17 protein-coding genes are annotated in these 19551 nt (G+C 61.3%); 15 read left to right on the top strand and 2 right to left on the bottom strand.

Annotated features, from left to right (window positions below):
• Nucleotides 1–206 precede the first annotated feature (206 nt).
• The 9 genes from flhA to folD all read left to right on the top strand — a co-directional run bounded on the left by flhA (nt 207) and on the right by folD (nt 9135).
• Nucleotides 207–2294 (top strand): flagellar biosynthesis protein FlhA, encoded by a 2088-nt coding sequence (gene flhA, locus ACIPSK_RS14380; protein ID WP_017967053.1) that lies wholly within the window; start codon nt 207–209, stop codon nt 2292–2294.
• Entirely contained in the window at nt 2291–3043 is a 753-nt protein-coding gene (locus ACIPSK_RS14375) for a flagellar biosynthetic protein FliR (protein ID WP_162117811.1), read from the top strand. Before flhA ends, ACIPSK_RS14375 begins: the two co-directional genes overlap by 4 nt.
• Before the next feature lie 4 nt (nt 3044–3047).
• Nucleotides 3048–3461: a hypothetical protein gene (locus ACIPSK_RS14370; RefSeq protein WP_017967055.1), complete on the top strand. Its 414-nt coding sequence runs from the start codon at nt 3048–3050 to the stop codon at nt 3459–3461.
• A gap of 32 nt (nt 3462–3493) precedes the next feature.
• Nucleotides 3494–4057: a rod-binding protein gene (locus ACIPSK_RS14365; protein ID WP_017967056.1), complete on the top strand. Its 564-nt coding sequence runs from the start codon at nt 3494–3496 to the stop codon at nt 4055–4057.
• A gap of 124 nt (nt 4058–4181) precedes the next feature.
• Entirely contained in the window at nt 4182–4547 is a 366-nt protein-coding gene (locus tag ACIPSK_RS14360; RefSeq protein WP_003556590.1) for a hypothetical protein, read from the top strand.
• Nucleotides 4547–5086, top strand: coding sequence for a hypothetical protein (locus tag ACIPSK_RS14355; protein WP_017967058.1), 540 nt, complete (start codon nt 4547–4549; stop codon nt 5084–5086). Before ACIPSK_RS14360 ends, ACIPSK_RS14355 begins: the two co-directional genes overlap by 1 nt.
• Before the next feature lie 291 nt (nt 5087–5377).
• Nucleotides 5378–6217, top strand: coding sequence for a WecB/TagA/CpsF family glycosyltransferase (locus tag ACIPSK_RS14350; RefSeq protein WP_026154439.1), 840 nt, complete (start codon nt 5378–5380; stop codon nt 6215–6217).
• Nucleotides 6218–6357: 140 nt separating this feature from the next.
• Nucleotides 6358–8115, top strand: a complete 1758-nt coding sequence (locus ACIPSK_RS14345) for a succinoglycan biosynthesis protein exop (RefSeq protein WP_162117810.1) — start codon at nt 6358–6360, stop codon at nt 8113–8115.
• A gap of 120 nt (nt 8116–8235) precedes the next feature.
• Entirely contained in the window at nt 8236–9135 is a 900-nt protein-coding gene (gene folD, locus ACIPSK_RS14340) for a bifunctional methylenetetrahydrofolate dehydrogenase/methenyltetrahydrofolate cyclohydrolase FolD (RefSeq protein WP_162117809.1), read from the top strand.
• 112 nt (nt 9136–9247) lie between these two features.
• Here the strand turns inward: folD and ACIPSK_RS14335 are convergent, their stop codons facing one another.
• Entirely contained in the window at nt 9248–10273 is a 1026-nt protein-coding gene (locus tag ACIPSK_RS14335) for a LacI family DNA-binding transcriptional regulator (protein ID WP_017967062.1), read from the bottom strand.
• A 292-nt stretch (nt 10274–10565) separates the two neighbouring features.
• Here ACIPSK_RS14335 and ACIPSK_RS14330 point away from each other — a divergent pair, with 292 nt between their 5' ends.
• The 6 genes from ACIPSK_RS14330 (at nt 10566) to ACIPSK_RS14305 (ending at nt 17610) form a co-directional block, all read left to right on the top strand.
• Nucleotides 10566–11927 (top strand): ABC transporter substrate-binding protein, encoded by a 1362-nt coding sequence (locus ACIPSK_RS14330; RefSeq protein WP_017967063.1) that lies wholly within the window; start codon nt 10566–10568, stop codon nt 11925–11927.
• A 186-nt stretch (nt 11928–12113) separates the two neighbouring features.
• Complete coding sequence (locus ACIPSK_RS14325; protein ID WP_162117808.1) at nt 12114–13127, top strand: carbohydrate ABC transporter permease; 1014 nt, start codon at nt 12114–12116, stop codon at nt 13125–13127.
• Nucleotide 13128: 1 nt separating this feature from the next.
• A complete protein-coding gene (locus tag ACIPSK_RS14320) occupies nt 13129–14292 on the top strand; it encodes a carbohydrate ABC transporter permease (protein ID WP_017967065.1) in 1164 nt (387 codons plus the stop codon).
• 34 nt (nt 14293–14326) lie between these two features.
• Nucleotides 14327–15979: a beta-galactosidase BglA gene (gene bglA, locus ACIPSK_RS14315; RefSeq protein ID WP_162117807.1), complete on the top strand. Its 1653-nt coding sequence runs from the start codon at nt 14327–14329 to the stop codon at nt 15977–15979.
• 12 nt (nt 15980–15991) lie between these two features.
• The gene (locus tag ACIPSK_RS14310) at nt 15992–17080 is read left to right on the top strand and encodes an ABC transporter ATP-binding protein (protein WP_162117806.1); all 1089 of its coding nucleotides are present in this window, start codon (nt 15992–15994) and stop codon (nt 17078–17080) included.
• Nucleotides 17081–17256: 176 nt separating this feature from the next.
• Complete coding sequence (locus ACIPSK_RS14305; protein ID WP_018445791.1) at nt 17257–17610, top strand: hypothetical protein; 354 nt, start codon at nt 17257–17259, stop codon at nt 17608–17610.
• Between the two features lie 101 nt (nt 17611–17711).
• On the opposite strand, the gene edd is transcribed toward ACIPSK_RS14305, so the two are convergent.
• Nucleotides 17712–19535, bottom strand: a complete 1824-nt coding sequence (gene edd / locus ACIPSK_RS14300; RefSeq protein ID WP_162117805.1) for a phosphogluconate dehydratase — start codon at nt 19533–19535, stop codon at nt 17712–17714.
• Between the last annotated feature and the right edge of the window lie 16 nt (nt 19536–19551).

Raw genomic sequence — 19551 nt, 5'->3', positions numbered from 1 at the left:
CAAAATCTGGATCCTGTTCTACATTATATAGTCAGAGCATGACGTCGTCCGAAAACCGCTTACACTTTTCGGCATCATGCTCTAGAGCAATTCCAGCAAAAGTGCGCAGCGGTCGGGCCACCTTCGCGCAAGCTTCGCCATTTAACTCTCGATCCGAATTGGGCGGGCCGCATGTCCGCCTCCTCTCATGAAGAGACGGAATCGTCATGGCGCAACCACCTGCACTGCCCCTTCCAAAAGTCGCCCCGAGCCTGCGCGATGTCGGATTTGCCCTTGGAATCATCGGCATCATCTGCATTCTCTTCCTGCCGATCCCGCCCTTCCTGATCGATATGGGGCTGGCCTTCTCGATCGCCTTTTCGGTGCTGATCCTGATGGTCTCGCTGTGGATCCAGAAACCACTCGACTTTTCGTCTTTCCCGACCATTCTGCTGATCGCGACGATGACCCGGCTGGCGCTGAACATCGCAACGACACGCGTCATCCTGTCCCACGGCAATGAAGGCCATGAAGCAGCGGGCGGCGTCATCGCCGGTTTCGCAAGCCTGGTGATGTCCGGCGACTTCGTCATCGGTCTGATCGTCTTCCTGATCCTCATCACCATCAACTTCATCGTCATCACCAAGGGCGCCACGCGTATCGCCGAAGTCGGTGCGCGTTTCACCCTGGATGCCATCCCCGGCAAGCAGATGTCGATCGACGCCGATCTCTCGGCCGGTATCATCGACGAAAAGGAAGCCCAGCGCCGGCGCAAGGAACTCGAGGAGGAAAGCTCCTTCTTCGGTGCGATGGATGGTGCGTCGAAGTTCGTGCGCGGCGATGCCGTCGCCGGCCTCATCATCACCTGCATCAACGTCTTCGGCGGCATCATCATCGGCTACTTCCGCCACGGCATGCCGATCGGCGAAGCGGCCGACGTCTTCGTCAAGCTCTCTGTCGGCGACGGCCTTGTCTCGCAGATGCCGGCTCTCATCGTCTCGCTCGCCGCCGGCCTTCTCGTCTCTCGCGGTGGTACCGTTGGCTCCACCGACCAGGCGGTCGTCAACCAGTTGAGCGGGTATCCCCGCGCGCTTTCCGTCTCGGCCGTGCTGATGTTCGTGCTGGCCCTGATGCCGGGCCTTCCGTTTGTCCCCTTCGTAATCCTCGGAGGTCTTCTCGCTTTCGGCGCCTGGTTCATCCCGCGTCAGGTCGAAGCTGAAAACAAGCTTCGTCGCGAGCAGGAAGAAAAGAAGGTCGTCCAGAGCAAGGAGCTGGAAAAGGATTCGGTCAAGTCGGTGCTGCGCACCTCGGAGATTGAGCTCGCACTCGGCAAGATGGTCTCGACGCGCCTGCTTGGCGCCCACCAGGAGCTCGCCTTCCGTGTCGGGAAGATGCGCAAGAAGTTCGCCACGCAATACGGTTTCGTCGTGCCCGAAATCAAGGTGACCGACGATATCGCCATTGCCGAGAAGTCCTACCAGATCCGCATCCACGGCACGACGGTCGCCTCCAATCTGCTGCGCGTCGGCGAAGTTCTCGTCGTGACCGGCGCCGGTCGCCGGCCGAGCATTCCCGGCGACGAAATCCGTGAACCCGCTTTCGGTATGCCTGCCGTCTCGATCCTCGAAAACTTCGCCGACGATTTGAAACGCGAGGGCTTCCAGCCGATCGACAACGTCTCCGTCGTGCTGACCCATATGAGCGAGGTCATCCGCAACAACCTGCCGCAGCTTCTGTCCTACAAGGACGTGAAGGTGCTGATTGATCGGCTCGATCCCGAATACAAGAAGCTTGCCGACGAGATCTGCTCGTCGCACATGTCCTATTCGGGCCTGCAGGCGGTGCTCAAGCTGCTGCTTGCCGAACGCGTCTCGATCCGCAACCTGCACCTCATTCTCGAAGCGGTGGCCGAGCTTGCCCCGCATGTCAGGAAAACCGAGCAGATTGTCGAGCACGTCCGCATCCGCATGGCGCAGCAGCTCTGCGGCGACCTCGCCGACAACGGCGTGCTGCGTGTGCTGCGGCTGGGCAGCAAGTGGGATCTGGCTTTCCATCAGGCGCTGAAGCGCGACGCCAAGGGCGAGGTGATCGAATTCGACATCGATCCGCGCAGCCTGGAAGAGTTCAGCGAGCAGGCCACCAAAGTTATCCGTGAGTTCATGGATCGCGGCCTGCCATTCGCCCTTGTCACATCGCCGGAAACACGCTCCTATGTGCGCATGATCATCGAACGGCTGTTCGCCACGCTCCCGGTCCTGTCGCATGTCGAACTGGCCAAGGGCATCGAGATAAAGATTTTGGGCTCTATTTCATGATAACAGACCCGCAAGGGACCGTTCTCGCGCTGTTTCTGGTTTTCTGCCGGATCGGTGGCTGTGTGCTGGCTCTTCCGGGTTTTTCCTCGGCGCGCGTGCCCGACCAGCTGCGCGTCTTCATCGCCGGCGCGCTCTCGATCGCCGTCATGCCGTTGCTCTGGGACACCGTCTATCCGGCCGTTCACACCGGTGCCGGAACCTATATCGGCCTGATCTTCAGCGAATCGCTGATCGGCGTGATGTACGGCATGCTGGCGAGGATCTACACGATCGGCATGCAGTTCGCCGCGACGATCATCGCGATGATGGTCGGCTACACCCAGCCGGGTTCCGCCGACATCCTCGAAGACACGCCGGAGACCAGTCTTTCCGGCTTCATTACCTTTGCCGGCATCATGATTCTCTTCATCATGGATTTCCATCACATCGTCTTCCGCGCGCTGATCGATTCCTACACGACCATGCCCTTCGGCGGCCTGATGCAGATGCGCGCGACGCTGATCTCCTTTACCGACACGCTGGAGCAGACCACCTACATCATGCTGCGGCTGTCGAGCCCGTTTTTGATCTACGGCATGATCTTCAACGTCTCAATCGGTTTCATCAACAAGCTGGCGCCGCAGATCCCGGTCTACTTCATTTCCACGCCCTATCTGCTGATGGGCGGGCTCTTCCTGATCTATTTCTCGATCGCGGCGTTGATCAACCAGTTCGGCCAGTCCTTCGGCTCGATCTATATCGGGCGATGAGGCGATGATCGAAAAGAAGCGCTCCCAGAAGCTCAAGCGGCTGCTCTCGGTGCAGCGGCATATCGAAAGAATGGCCGAGAACGACCTGGCCGAAACCAGCCGTCAGCGTGTCGAGGTCAATGTGGCGATGGACGATGTCATCCTGGCGCTCGGCTCGATGGACCCCGTCCACCACGCCTTCTCGCAGAATTACGCCGACCGGTTCGGCAGGCTCACCATCAAGGACCAGCAGCTGACCGGCATGCAGCAGGTCCACGAGATGCGGCTGACACGCGAGCGCGCCAAGGGCGACCGCCTCGAAGACGGCATGAAGGAAGCTCTGGAAGCCGAGCGTCGCGAGGCAGATGACAACGCCGTCTACGATGTCATCGATCAGCAATTCGCAACGCCAGCCTCCAGCAAGCTTCAAAAACCATAGTCGTTACGATCTTAAATTCAGAGGATTGTAACGTGGCTATTTCGCCCCCCAGTGATTTGGTCCTGGACGTTGTCAAAGCTGCCGACCCCATGGAGGTTCAGGCAGCCCAGGAAAAGTTGAAGGCAAATCGTGCGGCCTTTGCCGCAACAAGCCTCGCCGAGAATGGCAAGGGCTTCTCCAATACGGTCGACGTTCTCGATCATATCGGCCAGAAGAGCGGCCTCGCAAACATCCAGAACCGCACCAAGGCGGAGGACGTTCCGGAAAGCTACCGGAAGTTCGAGGCCATGGTCCTGCAGAATTTCGTCAAGTCCATGCTGCCGAGCGAAAGCGAAGACGTATACGGCAAGGGCGCGACCGGCGATATCTGGAAGGGCATGATGGCCGAACAGCTCGGCAACACCATGGCCAAGGGAGACGGCATCGGTATCGCCAAGCAGATGTACAGCGAGCAATTGCGCCGGCAGGAAGGCAAGGTCGTCAATGCCTCCACCAACGATGATGACCGCAACACTGCGCTAAGCATGATCGACGACTTCCAGCGCAAGACCTTTGGCACGCCGACCGCCGAAGCCAAGACCGACAGAACAAGATGATTTGAGGCCCGTTGGCCTAAAATCTGAATCCTGTTCTTAATTAGATAGTTAGAGCATGACGTCGTCCGAAAACCGCGCACACTTTTCGGCATCATGCTCCAAAAGACGCATAACCGGGGTTACAATGGAAATAGTTTCGAACGAATACAGGATCAAATCCGTTCTCGGACGCCTCGAAATGATCATCGACAATGAGAACACCCGGATCGGCAACGATCCGCAGTTCGATCTCAAGGTCTCCAACGCGCATAAGAGCCGCTGCCTCTACGAGCTGTCGATGCTTTTCCGCGACACCGACCCGGCCGAGCTTGCCGCTGCCCATCTCGATCAGTTGCACGGATTGAAGAAGAAACTGGTTCTCAATGCCCGTCGCGTCGAGGCGCATCTCGAAGCGGTTCGCGCCGTCGCCGACCTCCTGAAGAACGCGGTTCAGGACGCCGATGCCGACGGCACCTACTCCCAGGAACAATTCGCCGCGCGTGGAAACTGATGATCAAGCTCGTCCTCACCGGTGTCTGGGTTTGCGCCATCACCTTGGCATCGGTCTATTTCTCGGTGTACCTGGCGACGGCGCCGGCGCCGGCAGCAACGGATTCCAAGCAGAGCGCTCTTGAACTAGTGAAGGGCGAAACGATCACGGTGCCGATCATCGGCAACGGTGCGATCACCGGTTACTTCCTCGGCCGCGTTTCGTTCATGATGAACAAGGACATGCTGAAAGGCGTGACGCTGCCGCTGAGCGAGATGACGACGGACGAGCTTTTCAGCCTGCTCGTCGGAAACAAGATGGTCGATATCGCCCACATCAAGTCCTTCGATCCGAAGGCCTTCCGCGAGGAGATCAAGAAGGGCATGAACGAGCGCCTCGGCGGCGAATACGTCGCCGACGTGATGCTGGAACAGCTCGACTATCTCTCCAAGGAAGAGGTCAAGGAAAGCTCCGCCGGCCAGCCGAAGAAGGTGAGTGCACCTGTCAAGATCGTCGAGACCACACCGGCCGCCGAAGCACCGACGCCGGCGGCCCACTAAGCATCATTAGCTCATCGACGACAAACGGCGCCCGAGGGCGCCGCTTGTCGTTGGCGCATGTGGTTAATAATCCACTTATACGAGCATGGAAATTCAAGGAATTTTCCTAAGGGTTGTTTGAAATCGTCCTGTTATATCAGGTGTCACAGCTTGGTATGCGCCGCTTATCCGAGATCGGAGCGACGCCGTCCCGGCGAGACGCGACCGGTCCTTTCGAGACCTCCGGTGCGGAAATATGGGCTTGTTTTCCGGGATGTCGGGCGCATGCAGCACCCTCGGCAGGAGGTAGGAATGAATCTGATTGCAAACTTCGCGGTGCTCGCATCGCGGCGGACGATCTTTGATCTGCCGGTCTGCGATCTCGGCTGGGACGACGCCCTCGTTTTCATCAACGAGTTGGCCTCCATTCCCGTCGGCCAGACCGTGGTTTGTTTCGTCAACGCCCACAACATGTTGACCGCGCTGCGCGACGACGAATATTACCGGATCATGTCGCACAATCTGGTGCTGCCGGACGGCATCGGCCTCAATATCGCATCGCAGATCGCCCATGGTTCGCCGTTTCCCGCCAATCTGAACGGCACCGACTTCGTGCCGGCCTTCCTGACCTTCATGGAGACCCCGCGCCGCATCGGCCTCATCGGCGGCGAGCGCTCGGTCGTCGAGGCGGCGGCGGAAAATTTCCGCAGGCACACGCCCTGGCACGAATTCGTCGTCGTTTCCGACGGTTACTTCGACAAGGTCGATCCTACTGATGTCATCGAGGAGCTCGAGCGCCAGAAGGTCGATATCCTGATCGTCGGCATGGGGACGCCGCTGCAGGAGAAATGGGTTCACGATCATATTCGCGCCGATCATGCGCGCCTGGTGTTGACGGTGGGCGCTCTCTTCGACTTCGTCTCCGGCGCCGTCCCGCGTGCGCCGAGGACGGTGCGGATGATGCGCCTGGAATGGGCCTATCGCCTGCTGCAGGAGCCGACGCGCCTCTGGCGCCGTTACGTTGTCGGCATCCCGGTCTTCCTTTTCCATGTCCTGCGCTACCGCTTCCGCCGACGCGAAAGGATCCTTAGCCATCCGGAAGAGCACGGCAGCGCGCTGCAGCCGCGGTCGGACCATAAGAGGGCAAGCTGACCTCATAGCGTCGCGCGACTCAACAATTCTTGCCCGCTGCGGTTAACCATTTCTTTGCCATGAATATTTAGAGTGGCTTAATCATCTGCGTCCGTGCGGATGAGCGAACCCGGCCATCATGTGCATGAGATGTGGCGCAAATGTACGATATCAGGGCTAGAAACAACTTCCAGGATCGCGCAGCCACAGGACCGCGCCCCCATGACGATTCCTATGCGGCGCCCCGATCGAGCCGGCCTGATATCGCGCCGCCCGAGGCCGAATTGTTGCGCGCCATCGGCCGCGTGCTGGAGGAGCAGCGCGCCAGGACGGTGCGCACCGCACCTCTGGTCGACCGCATCGAAACCATCCTCGGCAACCGCCTCCGGGCCGCCAACGACGTCGGCCATCCGCTTCTTCAGGAGCCGGCGGGCGATGAAGAGCTGAGTGTTGTGGCCGACGAGCCTGTGATCTCACCCGAACCGCTGGCCGCGGTTCGTGAAGAACCCGTCGAGCCCCGACCGGCCGCGCCGCGCCGCCGCGTCGGCGGCATTGGTCTTGCGATGATTGTGGCCGCCGCGACGATCGTCGGCGCGGGCCTGCCGGCGCTGATGCCGGCTTCGCCGGCCCTCTACCGTGCCGAGGCGACACTTGCGGTGAAGAGCGATGCTGCAAGCCGCGCTGCCTTCACCCAGGCTGCGGCAAAAGGGCTGCTGTCGGCGCGCATGGTTGCATCGACGGTCGCCGCCCTGAAACTCGATCGTGATCCCGAATTTGCCGGCACCAGCGCCAATGCGCTCGGCGTCGCGCTCGATCTCCTCTCGGCGACCGGTGCTGCCGCCGATCCGGCCTCGCGCGCCGAGGCGACGCTGAAGCATGCGGTCGAGATACTGCCCGATGCCGCTGCCGGCACGATCCTCGTGAGGGTGACGACCGGCGACAGCGGCAAATCCATGCGCATCGCCGCAGGGCTTGCCAAAGCGGTTTCTACGGCAGACGGACCGGGCGACGTCGAAACCGATGCCGCCTTGCGCAAAACCTATGACGAGGCGAAGGCGGAGCTTGCCGCCTTCACTGCAAAGAGTGGCGAGGGCAACGTCAAGGTGGCGATCGATCTTCGCCGCCAGATCGACCAGCTCGATGCCGATCTGAAAGCCGCCGACCAGAATATTCTTGCCGCCAAGGCGCAGACCGACCGGCTCAAGGCGGCAAAACTTGCCGAAGTGCTCGACGGTTCGCTTCCCTCCGATATGCTTTCGCCGGCGCTGCAGAGCTGGCGCGACAAATATGCCGTCGCCAGGACAGCGCTTGCGCAGCTTTCGGCCGAGCTCGGCCCGCGCCATCCGCGCCTCCTGCAGCAGCAGGCCGAAACCGACGGTCTGAAGGACAATATGGGCAAGGAGCTGACCCGTCTTGCCCAGGCTGCCAACCTCGCTGCCAAGGCCGCCGTTGATGCGCGCAAGGGCCTGAACGACCGCCGCAATACGCTGATCGCCCAGAGCCGGGACACCGGCGTCGATTTGTCACGCCTGACCGAGCTTAGCGAAAAGGCCAATGCCGCGCGCTCGCGCCTCGAAGAGGCGACGTCAGCAGCGGTGGAAACCGCCACCGACGGTCGCATCGTTCTCCTGAAGCCGGCGCTGGCGACGGCGGTATCGGCAACGGATGGTCGGATCGGCCGCTCGCTGATGGGCGCAGCCGCTGGCCTTGGGATGGGTCTTGCCGCGGCTTTCCTGCTGCGGCTGCGTAGGCCCGTCGCCGATCTCGCAAGGGAGAAAATGCCGGTATCCCGGCCGCAGGCTCCACCGCCGTCCATCCCTGCTCCGGTCGACGAAATGGAGGTGCTGCGCTCCGAGATCTCCGGCCTGCGCGACCGGCTTCGTGTTCATGCGTTCGAAGCGCGACAGCCGCTGCGTTGAAGGAACATTTCCTTGCATTTTTGATATTGCATTGCTGCTTTCCGACAGGATAGGGCGTTAGCGAGCATTTGAAGCTCGTCAACTATCCATAGATTGACGTGAAACAGGGCGGAGAGACGCGTGACGACAGTAATCGACGGCAAGAACGTAGCTGCATCGGTCATTCAGACGGTCAAGAGTGCGACGGCAGCGTTGGAAAAAAGTACCGGCGTCACCACCGGCCTTGCTGTCGTCATCGTCGGCGACGATCCGGCAAGCCACGCCTATGTCGGCTCCAAAGGCCGCATGGCCAAGGAGTGCGGCTTCAAGTCCGTTCAGCACACGCTGCCGGCCGAAACGAAGCAGGAGGAGTTGGCAGCTCTGGTCGCCACACTCAACGCCGATCCGTCGATCCACGGCATTCTGGTGCAGCTGCCCCTGCCGAAGCCGCTCGACAGCGAGGCGATCATCCAGTCGATCCTGCCGGAAAAGGATGTCGACGGCCTGAGCGTCGTCAATGCCGGCAAGCTCGCCACCGGCGACCTGAAGACCGGACTGGTCTCCTGCACCCCGGCCGGCGCCATGGTGTTCGTCCGCCGCACCCACGGCGAGGATCTCTCCGGCCTCAACGCCGTCGTCATCGGCCGCTCCAACCTGTTCGGCAAGCCGATGGCGCAATTGCTGCTCAACGCCAATGCGACGGTGACGATCGCGCATTCCAGGACCAGGAATCTCGCCGAGGTCTGCCGCAACGCCGATATCCTGGTGGCCGCCGTCGGCCGGCCGGAGATGGTCAGGGCCGATTGGGTCAAGCCCGGTGCAACGGTCATCGACGTCGGCATCAATCGGGTGGCCGCCCCCGAAAGAGGCGAGGGCAAGACCCGGCTCGTCGGCGATGTCGCCTTCGAGGAGGTCTCGGCGGTCGCCAGCACCATCACCCCGGTTCCCGGCGGCGTCGGGCCGATGACCATCGCCATGCTGATGGCCAACACGGTTATCGCCGCCCACCGCACTGCAGGGCAGGCACCGCCACAGTTTTGATGAGAGCATGATGCCGAAAAGTGTGAGCGGTTTTCGGACGACATCATGCTCTAACTATATGATGTAGAGCAGGATTCAGATTTAGTCCGATCCGGCCTAAAATCATCCTGTTCTAGGCCTGGGGAACAGGACCGGTCGAGGCCCTGACGATCAGCTCGGTCTTCCAGAGCTCCTGGTCGGGGAAGGGGCCGGCCTGCTTCACGGTGCCGATCAGCCGCTGCGCGATGCGCACACCCGCCGCCCGCAATGAAGAGCGCGTCGTCGTCAGCGGCACGGAAAAGCTTTCCGGTTTCAGCAGCGGCAGCACGTCGTCATGGGCGATCAGCGAGATATCCTCACCGAGCCGCAATCCGGCCTGGTTGACCGCGCGGATCGCGCCGAGCGCCAGCACCGTACTGGAACAGAGGATCGCCGTTGGCCGCTCCGGCAATTGCAGAAAATGTTCCATCGCCAACAGGCCTTGCTCGTCCGTCATCAGCGCGTGGCTCATGCAACCCTCCGCGAGCGCGAGCCCGCGTTCGGCAAGGGCTGATATGACGCCGTTCTTCCTGCGGATGGCGAAATCGAGATGCATCGGTCCGTTCATTAGCGCAAAGCGGGTATGGCCGAGCTGCAGCAAGAGCCGCGTCGCATCGTAAAAGGCGCCTTCATTGTCGATGTCGAGATAGGGATAGTCCGGCTCCGAACCAAAGGAGCGGCCGTGCACGACATAGGGCATCGACAGTGATTTCAGCATCGCGAGCCGCGGGTCGTGGCCGCGCATATAGGCGACGAACAGAGCATCGACATTGCCGCTGATCGCAAGGCGGCGAAGGGCCGCTACCTCGTCATCCGGGTCGGCCGGCATGATGACGAAGTGGAAATCGTGGCGGACTGCCTCTTCGCCGAGCCCGGCGAGGAATTCACCGAAATGCACGTCGGACTGGTGGCCGGGCGCCGTCGGCATGACGAGGCCGATCGAGCCTGCCTTGCCGGTCGCAAGCCGCTGCGCTGCCTTGTTCGGCCGGTAGCCGGTTTCCTTGACAGCCTGGAGCACACGCTCCCGGGTCGCCTCGTTGACCTCGGGATAGCCGTTCAGCGCTCGGCTCACCGTCGTCTGCGACAGTCCCAGCAATTCCGATAACTGTTTGAGGTTCACCTGCTATGCTTCCTCCCGGCCCGCCTGTCAGCCGTCCTGAAAAGGCCTGCCGCCTCCCAGTAGCATCCAAAGCGCTTTCAATTATGTATCATCTGGCGCGCTTGACTCAAGAAAAATCGCTCCATATTTCCCGATAGGCATTGCTGCGCCGCGATATCCAGCATGCTTACAGCGGGTTTTCGCGAATTGACTTGACTCCATTCCACCGACAGTGAAATGAGTTGGATGTCAAAGCGCTTTGAAATTTCTTTTGGAGGGAATTCGGCGCGGATTGTGATGGGAGGTTGATCACATGAAAAAGTCATTTTTGATGGGCGTTGCCGTGGCAGCGCTTTTTGCGGGTGCTGCGTCCGCGGCCGATTTGAAATTTGCCCCGGGACAGGATTCCAAGTTCAACTGGAAGAGCTATGACGAGTTCAAGGCTGCTCATGCCGATCTGAAGGGCCAGCCGCTGACGATCTTCGGGCCGTGGCGCGGCGAGGACGAGGCGTTCTTCCTGAGCGTTCTTGCCTATTTCACCGAAGCCACCGGCATCGATGCCAAATACTCCTCTTCCGAAAACTACGAACAGCAGATCGTCATCGATACGCAGGCAGGCTCGCCGCCGAACATTGCCGTTCTGCCGCAGCCGGGCCTGCTGGCCGATCTCGCCAGCAAGGGCTTCCTGACGCCGCTCGGCGATGACAACTCCAAGTGGATCAAGGACAATTACGGCGCCGGCGACAGCTGGGTCGGTTACGGCACCTATAAGGGCAAGGACGGCAAGGAAGCCTTCTACGCCTTCCCTTACAAGGCCGACGTAAAGTCGCTGGTCTGGTATGTTCCGGAGAACTTCGAGGAAGCCGGCTACAAGATCCCGACGACCATGGAAGAACTGCATGCCCTGACCGATCAGATCGTCAAGGATGGCGGCGTTCCCTGGTGCATCGGTCTCGGTTCCGGCGGCGCTACCGGCTGGCCGGCGACCGACTGGGTCGAGGACATCATGCTGCGCATGCAGCCGCCGGAAGCCTACGACAAGTGGACGACCAACGAGCTGAAGTTCACCGATCCGGCCGTCGTCGCCGCGATCGATGAGTTCGGCAAATTCGCCAAGAACGCGAAATACGTCGATGGCGGCGTCGCGGCCGTGGCCTCGACCGATTTCCGCGACAGCCCGAAGGGCCTCTTCGCGGTTCCGCCGAAGTGCTACATGCACCATCAGGCCTCGTTCATCCCGTCCTTCTTCCCTGAAGGCACGAAGCTCGGTCAGGATGCCGACTTCTTCTACATGCCGACCTTTGCTTCGCATCCCGAACTCGGCAAGCCGGTTCTCGGCGCCGGTACGCTCGTCTCGATCGCCAAGGACTCGAAGACGGCCCGCGCCTTCATCGACTTCCTGAAAACCCCGATCGCCCATGAGGTCTGGATGGCGCAGTCGAGCTTCCTGACGCCGTATAAGGGCGTCAGCACCGAGGCCTATGCCAACCCGCAGATGAAGAAGGAAGGCGAGATCCTGACGTCGGCCACCACCTTCCGCTTCGACGGTTCCGACCTGATGCCGGGCAAGATCGGCGCCGGCGCCTTCTGGACCGGCATGGTCGATTTCGTCGGCGGCAAGTCGGCCGAAGAATCTGCAGGCGAAATCCAGAGCGCCTGGGACGGCATCAAGTAATCCTCAAAATTATGCCGCCGGCTTGCCGGCGGCATGGCTTGCATGACTGGCCGGGCTCGCAAAGAGCCCGGCCATCGCAGGATACATTGTGATTGGGCAATACAAATAGATTGACGATGACCGGCGTTGACCCGTCAGAATAACAACCGGTCGGATTAAGATCAGGGGAAGCAGGGGAGGGACGAAATGCTGTCGCAGATAGTGTCCGCTTTGGGCGTCGTGGTCGTCGCCGTTGTCGCGTGCTCGGCCTATTTCTATTTTTCGAACAAGATCCTGGACCTCGCTCTGCCGGTGAAGGACGGCGACATCCGCGCCGCATCCCGCAATCTCAACCGCCGTGCACTCGTCCGGCCGTGGCTGTTCATTGGTCCGGCGCTCTTCCTGCTGATCGTCTATCTCGTCTATCCCGTCGTTGCGACCTTCATCCTCTCCTTCTACGACCGTGCCGGTCTGCAGTTCGTCGGCCTTGCCAATTACAAATGGGCGCTCGGCGACCGCGAATTCCGCCAGTCGATCTTCAACAACATCCTCTGGCTTGCCGTGGTGCCGGCCGCCTGCACCTTTTTCGGCCTCGTCATCGCCGTAATGACCGATCGCATCTGGTGGGGCAATATCGCCAAGAGCATCGTCTTCATGCCGATGGCGATCTCCTTCGTCGGCGCCTCGGTCATCTGGAAATTCATCTACGAATATCGCGGCGGCAACGACGTCCAGATCGGCCTGCTGAACGCCATCGTCCAGACGTTCGGCGGCACACCTGAGGTCTGGATCTCGGTTCCCTTCTGGAACAACTTCTTCCTGATGATCATCCTGATCTGGATCCAGACCGGTTTCGCCATGGTCATCCTGTCGGCTGCCCTTCGCGGCATTCCCGAGGAGACGATAGAGGCCGCCGTCATCGACGGCGCCAATGGCTGGCAGATCTTCTGGCGCATCATGGTGCCGCAGATCTGGGGCTCCATCGCGGTCGTCTGGACGACGATCACCATCCTCGTCCTCAAGGTCTTCGATATCGTGCTGACCATGACCAACGGCCAGTGGCAGACGATGGTGCTGGCGAATTTGATGTTCAACTGGCTGTTTCGCGGCGGCGGCGATTCCGGCCGAAGCGCCGTCATTGCCATCATCATCATGCTCGCCGTCACGCCGATCATGGTCTGGAATGTGCGGCGCGCCAATCGCGAACTGAAGGGCCACTGAGATGACCGCTGTTGGAAGCTATTTCAAGATCGGCCCCGCCCGTCTCTTCGTTCATGCCGCCGTTCTGCTCATCGTCATCGTCTGGCTGATCCCGACGCTCGGAATCTTTGTCAGCGCGCTGCGCGACAAGGACCAGATCGTCGTCTCCGGCTGGTGGACGGCCTTCGTCGGCTCGACGCAGACCGTCGCCGTGCGCTTGGGCACGCCGGACCAGCAACGGCAGGAAGGCGCCAATTACGTCATCACAGGCAACGTGCTGGAGGGACAGACCGGCCGCTCGGTGAAGGCCTTCGGCAACCGGGTGCAGCAGCCGGCCGCTTTCGACGCCGGCATGACGGCCGATCTCGGCGATGGCGAAAGCCTGCAGATCAACAGCGACGGCAGTTATCGCTATATGAAGAACGTCGCCTTCTCGCCCGACGAACGCCCGCGGCGCATCTATGCGTCCGTCTCCGCACCGCCGGAATTCACGCTGCAGAACTATAAAACGGTTCTGACCGGCGAGGGCATCGGTCAGTCCTTCATCAACTCCCTGACTGTGACGATCCCAGCGACGATCATTCCGATCCTGATCGCCGCGTTCGCAGCCTATGCGCTCAGCTGGATGGAGTTTCCCGGCCGCGGGCTGCTGATTGCCCTCGTCGTCGGCCTCATCGTCGTGCCGCTGCAGATGTCGCTGATCCCGCTGCTTCGCCTCTACAACGAGATCGGCAACCTGCTCGGCCAGCCGTCCAAGACCTATCCCGGCATCTGGATGGCCCATACCGCCTTCGGCATGCCGCTCGCCATCTACCTCCTGCGGGCCTATATCGCCGGCCTGCCGAAGGAGATCATCGAATCCGCCCGCGTCGACGGCGCCAGCGACTTCGAGATCTTCGTCCGCATCGTATTGCCTCTGTCCTTTCCGGCACTCGCCTCCTTCGCCATCTTCCAGTTCCTGTGGGTGTGGAACGACCTGCTCGTCGCCATGGTCTTTCTCGGCACCGACAAGGACCACCTCGTGCTGACCGGCAGCCTCAACGCGTTGCTTGGCTCACGCGGCGGCAATTGGGAGATTTTGACGGCGTCGGCCTTCGTCACCATCATCGTGCCGCTGCTCGTCTTCTTTGGGCTGCAGCGTTATCTGGTGCGTGGCCTGCTGGCGGGCTCGGTTAAAGGGGGCTGACCATTTCCGAACGTGACTTCAAACAGGATATTCCATGAACGTGGCTCCCCTATCGATTTCGACCCCCGACAAGGACTGGTGGCGTGGCGCGGTGATCTATCAGATCTACCCGCGCTCCTACCAGGATTCGAACGGCGACGGCATCGGCGACCTGAAGGGCATCACCGCCCGCCTGCCGCATGTGGCAAGCCTTGGCGTCGATGCCATCTGGATCTCGCCCTTCTTCACCTCGCCGATGCGCGATTTCGGTTATGACGTTTCCGACTACGAGAATGTCGATTCGATCTTCGGCACGCTGGTGGATTTCGACACGATGATATCAGAGGCCCATCGTCTCGGCATCCGAGTGATGATCGACCTCGTCATCTCCCACAGCTCGGATCAGCATCCCTGGTTCGTACAAAGCCGCTCGAGCAAGTCCAACGCCAAGGCTGACTGGTATGTCTGGGCCGACGCCAAGCCGGATGGCACGCCGCCGAACAACTGGCTGTCGATCTTCGGCGGCTCGGCATGGGCGTGGGATCCGACGCGCATGCAATATTACTTGCACAACTTCCTCACCTCGCAGCCGGACATGAACCTGCATAATCCTGAGGTGCAGGACCGTCTGCTTGATGTCGTCCGCTTCTGGCTCAACCGCGGCGTCGACGGCTTTCGCCTCGACACCATCAACTTCTATTTCCACGATACGCAATTGCGCGACAATCCGGCGCTTGCGCCTGAGCGCCGCAACGCCTCGACGGCGCCGGCGGTCAATCCCTATAATTTCCAGGAGCATATCTACGACAAGAACCGGCCGGAGAACCTAGCCTTCCTGAAGCGCTTCCGTGCCGTTCTCGAAGAATTCCCGGCAATCGCCGCCGTCGGCGAAGTCGGCGACAGCCAGCGCGGCCTTGAAATCGTCGGCGAATACACCTCCGGCAATGACAAGATGCACATGTGCTACGCCTTCGAGTTCCTGGCGCCCGATCCGCTGACGGCCGAGCGCGTCGAAGAGGTGATGCAGGATTTCGAAGCCGCCGCACCCGATGGCTGGGCCTGCTGGGCCTTCTCCAATCACGACGTTATGCGCCACGTCAGCCGCTGGGGCGGGCTGGTCGCCGATCACGATGCCTTCGCCAAGCTCTATGCCTCGTTGTTGATGACGCTGCGCGGCTCGGTCTGCCTCTATCAGGGTGAGGAGTTGGCGCTGACCGAGGCCGATCTCGCCTATCAGGATCTGCAGGATCCCTATGGCATCCAGTTCTGGCCGGAATTCAAGGGCCGCGACGGCTGCCGCACGCCGATGGTCTGGGACAGCCAGGTCGCCCAGGGCGGCTTCTCCACAGTCAAGCCCTGGCTGCCGGTGCCGGTCGAGCATATCCTGCGCGCCGTGAGCGTCCAGCAGGGCGACGAGGCCTCGGTGTTGGAGCACTATCGCCGCTTCATCGCCTTCCGCAAGCTGCATCCCGCTTTTGCCAAGGGCGAGATCGAATTCGAAGAGCCGCAGGGAGATAGCCTGGTCTTTACCCGTGAATACGGCAACGAGAAGCTGCTCTGCATATTCAACATGAGCCCGGCCGAGGCCGGCGTCGCCTTGCCGGCGGGAGAATGGCAGGCATTGACGGGGCACGGCTTTACCAGCAACAACTATGGCGACAAGATCGATATTCCGGCCTGGGGGGCGTATTTCGCCCGTCTCGCCTAAGGGGAGAGAGAAATGACTGGACTGACGCTGAAGGATATCCGCAAATCCTACGGTTCCGTGGACGTTCTCCATGGTATCGACCTCGATATCAAGCAGGGCGAATTCATCGTCTTCGTCGGTCCATCCGGCTGTGGCAAGTCAACGCTTCTGCGCATGATCGCCGGTCTCGAGGCGATCACCGGCGGTGAGATGTATATCGACGGCCATCTCGTCAATGACGTGCCGCCTTCCAAGCGCGGCATCGCCATGGTCTTCCAATCCTATGCGCTCTACCCGCATATGACCGTGTTCGATAACATGGCTTTCGGCATGAAGATCGCCGGCGAAAGCCGCCAGGAGATCGACCGCCGCGTCCGGGCGGCGGCCGAGAGCCTGCAGTTGACCAATTATCTCGATCGCCTGCCAAAGGCACTTTCCGGCGGCCAGCGCCAGCGCGTGGCGATCGGCCGCGCCATCTGCCGCGATCCAAAGGTCTTTCTGTTCGACGAGCCACTGTCCAACCTCGATGCCGCGCTGCGCGTCGCGACCCGCATCGAGATTGCCCGCCTGAACGAACAGATGGCCGATACGACGATGATCTACGTCACCCACGATCAGGTCGAGGCGATGACGCTTGCCGACCGTATCGTCGTGCTCTCCGCCGGCAATATCGAGCAGGTCGGCGCGCCGCTGGACCTCTACGAGCGCCCGGCAAACCTCTTCGTCGCGAAATTCATCGGCTCGCCGGCCATGAACATCATTCCGGCGACGGTCGCCGGAACCGGAAGCCAGACGACGGTGACGCTGACCGGCGGCATGTCGGTGACCCTCGATGTGGCGACCGACGCGTCGGAAACCGGCAAGCAGGCAAGCTTCGGCGTCCGTCCGGAGGATCTCCGGATTGCCGATGGCGCCGACTACCTTTTCGAAGGTGAAGTGTCGATCGTCGAAGCGCTCGGCGAAGTGACGTTGCTTTATATCGAGGGCCTGGTCCCGGGCGAGCCGATCGTCGTCAAGCTGCCCGGCATCTATGATGTGAAGAAGGGACAGAGGATGCGGTTTGCCGCCGACAGGCAGAAGTTGCATCTGTTTGACGCAACCGGCCATACCTACCGGAAGTGAGGCGGCCATTTTTGGGGTGATGGTCGCAAGAATTGTGCGGGAAGGGCCGAATTCTCACTTTCTGTTAAAGATCGGCTGCTACCTTTTCCTCGTCAATTTATGAGGGGGATAAGCACGTGGCTGCTTCCAATCCGTCACAGCCAAAATCTCATTTCCTGAGCAAGGAAGAATCCTTCATGTATGACCGCGAGGCGCGGTTCAAGATGGAGGACACCATGAACGCCGCGCGCATCGAATATACGGAAAAGGGCGTCATGCACGCGGCTTCGCGCCGCTGCGACATTGTCCGTATTTCGATGAGCAGCGCGACGCTCGCGATCCTGACCCAGTTCAGCCTGCCGAAGCAGTTCTATCTGGATATTCCGGATGCCCGCATCACCAAGGTCGGCTGCCTGCTGATGAAGGTCAACGCCAACAATACGATCGACGTCCGCTTCCTGCGCCTGCTGACGCAGAAGGAGCTGAACAAAATCTTCGTCTACAGCACCCATCCGGCGCATCGCGACTACGTTCTCGATATTCGAGCCTGAAGCCGCCCGTCCGCCAGGACGCGGCACCATCACTGGATTGAAAACAAGAACCCGCGGGGGCTTGAAGCTCCCCGCGGGTTTTTTTGCCAGAAGCCACCCGCTCAGTGGTGGAAGAGCACGCTCGCACCCTGGTCCGAAGGTCCAACGGCGCGGCGGAACGGGGCGAAGAGTTCGCGGCCCATGCCGAATTCATTGTCGGAGAGATCGACAGTCACCGGCTCGCGCTCGGCCATGTCAGCTGCATCGACGAGCAGCTCGAGCGTGCCCTTGACCGCGTCCAGGCGAATGATGTCGCCCTCGCGGATGCGGGCGATCGGACCGCCGTCAACCGCTTCCGGCGTGACGTGGATCGCTGCCGGCACCTTGCCGGATGCGCCCGACATGCGCCCGTCGGTGAGGAGCGCCACGCGGAAGCCGCGATCCTGCAACACGCCGAGCGGCGGCGTCAGCTTGTGCAGTTCCGGCATGCCGTTCGCCTTCGGGCCCTGAAAGCGCACGACAGCGATGAAGTCGCGGTTGAGCTTGCCTTCCTTGAAGGCGTCCTGCAGCTCCTGCTGGCTGTGGAAGATGATCGCCGGCGCCTCGATGATGTGGCGCTCCGGCTTGACGGCGGATATCTTGATAACCGCTTTGCCGAGATTGCCGCGCAGCATCTTCAGCCCGCCATTGGCCTGGAACGGTGTCTCGATGCTGGAGAGCACTTTGGGATCGACGCTTTTTTCCGGCGACGGCTCGCGCAGAACGGCGCCGTTTTCGCCGAGACGGGCGTCGACCGTATAGGCTTGGAGGCCCTGGCCAAAGACGGTGCGCACGTCGTCATGCACCAGTCCGTGCTTCAAGAGTTCCTTGATGAGGAAACCCATGCCGCCGGCCGCCTGGAAATGGTTCACGTCGGCAAGCCCGTTCGGATAGACGCGGGCAAGCAGCGGGACGATTTCCGAAAGCTCGGCAATGTCCTGCCAGGTGAGCTGGATGCCGGCCGCCCGTGCCATCGCGACAAGGTGCAGCGTGTGGTTGGTCGAGCCGCCGGTCGCATGCAGGCCGACGACGCCGTTGACGACCGAGCGCTCGTCGATCATCTCGCCCGCCGGCGTGAATTCGTTGCCGAGCGCGGTGATCGCCAGCGCCCGCTTGGCGGCTTCGCGCGTCAGCGCTTCACGCAATGGCGTGCCAGGATTGATGAAGGACGAGCCGGGCATGTGGAAGCCCATGATCTCCATCAGCATCTGGTTGGAATTGGCGGTGCCGTAGAAGGTGCAGGTGCCGGGGCCGTGATAGGATTTCGATTCCGCCTCCAGCAGTTCGGCGCGTCCGACCTTGCCCTCGGCGAAGAGCTGGCGCACGCGCGACTTCTCGTCGTTCGGCAGCCCTGTCGTCATCGGACCGGCCGGAACGAAGATCGACGGCAGATGCCCGAAGGACAGGGCCGCGATCACCAGGCCGGGCACGATCTTGTCACAGACGCCGAGGAAGAGGGCGGCATCGAACATGTTGTGCGACAGGCCGACGCCCGCCGACATCGCGATCAGGTCGCGCGAGAACAGCGAGAGCTCCATGCCCGGCTGTCCTTGGGTGACGCCGTCGCACATCGCCGGCACTCCGCCGGCCACCTGCGCTACGCCGCCAGCCCGGGCGGCGGCCTCACGGATGATCGCCGGATAGGTCTCGAACGGCTGGTGGGCCGAGAGCATGTCGTTATAGGCGGTAATGATGCCGAGATTGGGAATGCGGTCGCCAGCGAGCGCATCCTTGTCGGCGGGGGAACAGACCGCGAAGCCATGGGCAAGATTGGCGCAGCCAAGCACGGAGCGCTGCACGCCCTGCGAGGCGGCGGCGCGCAGGCGTTCCAGGTAGCGCTCGCGGCTCGGCTTCGAGCGTTCGACGATACGATCGGTGATTACAGAAATGCGTGCGTGAGCGGACATGGAAAATCCCTGCCTT

It is taken from the genome of Rhizobium sp. LARHSG275 (genome assembly GCF_052871115.1).
This window is presented reverse-complemented; position numbering and strand designations above follow the sequence as displayed.

What these genes read in the sequence shown, in the direction of transcription:
- flhA (WP_017967053.1), top strand. Translation starts at nt 207, where the DNA reads ATGGCGCAACCACCTGCACTGCCCCTTCCAAAAGTCGCCCCGAGCCTG.
- ACIPSK_RS14375 (WP_162117811.1), top strand. Translation starts at nt 2,291, where the DNA reads ATGATAACAGACCCGCAAGGGACCGTTCTCGCGCTGTTTCTGGTTTTC.
- ACIPSK_RS14370 (WP_017967055.1), top strand. Translation starts at nt 3,048, where the DNA reads ATGATCGAAAAGAAGCGCTCCCAGAAGCTCAAGCGGCTGCTCTCGGTG.
- ACIPSK_RS14360 (WP_003556590.1), top strand. Translation starts at nt 4,182, where the DNA reads ATGGAAATAGTTTCGAACGAATACAGGATCAAATCCGTTCTCGGACGC.
- ACIPSK_RS14355 (WP_017967058.1), top strand. Translation starts at nt 4,547, where the DNA reads ATGATCAAGCTCGTCCTCACCGGTGTCTGGGTTTGCGCCATCACCTTG.
- ACIPSK_RS14350 (WP_026154439.1), top strand. Translation starts at nt 5,378, where the DNA reads ATGAATCTGATTGCAAACTTCGCGGTGCTCGCATCGCGGCGGACGATC.
- ACIPSK_RS14345 (WP_162117810.1), top strand. Translation starts at nt 6,358, where the DNA reads ATGTACGATATCAGGGCTAGAAACAACTTCCAGGATCGCGCAGCCACA.
- ACIPSK_RS14330 (WP_017967063.1), top strand. Translation starts at nt 10,566, where the DNA reads ATGAAAAAGTCATTTTTGATGGGCGTTGCCGTGGCAGCGCTTTTTGCG.
- ACIPSK_RS14325 (WP_162117808.1), top strand. Translation starts at nt 12,114, where the DNA reads ATGCTGTCGCAGATAGTGTCCGCTTTGGGCGTCGTGGTCGTCGCCGTT.
- ACIPSK_RS14320 (WP_017967065.1), top strand. Translation starts at nt 13,129, where the DNA reads ATGACCGCTGTTGGAAGCTATTTCAAGATCGGCCCCGCCCGTCTCTTC.
- bglA (WP_162117807.1), top strand. Translation starts at nt 14,327, where the DNA reads ATGAACGTGGCTCCCCTATCGATTTCGACCCCCGACAAGGACTGGTGG.
- ACIPSK_RS14310 (WP_162117806.1), top strand. Translation starts at nt 15,992, where the DNA reads ATGACTGGACTGACGCTGAAGGATATCCGCAAATCCTACGGTTCCGTG.
- ACIPSK_RS14305 (WP_018445791.1), top strand. Translation starts at nt 17,257, where the DNA reads ATGTATGACCGCGAGGCGCGGTTCAAGATGGAGGACACCATGAACGCC.
- edd (WP_162117805.1), bottom strand. Translation starts at nt 19,535, where the DNA reads ATGTCCGCTCACGCACGCATTTCTGTAATCACCGATCGTATCGTCGAA.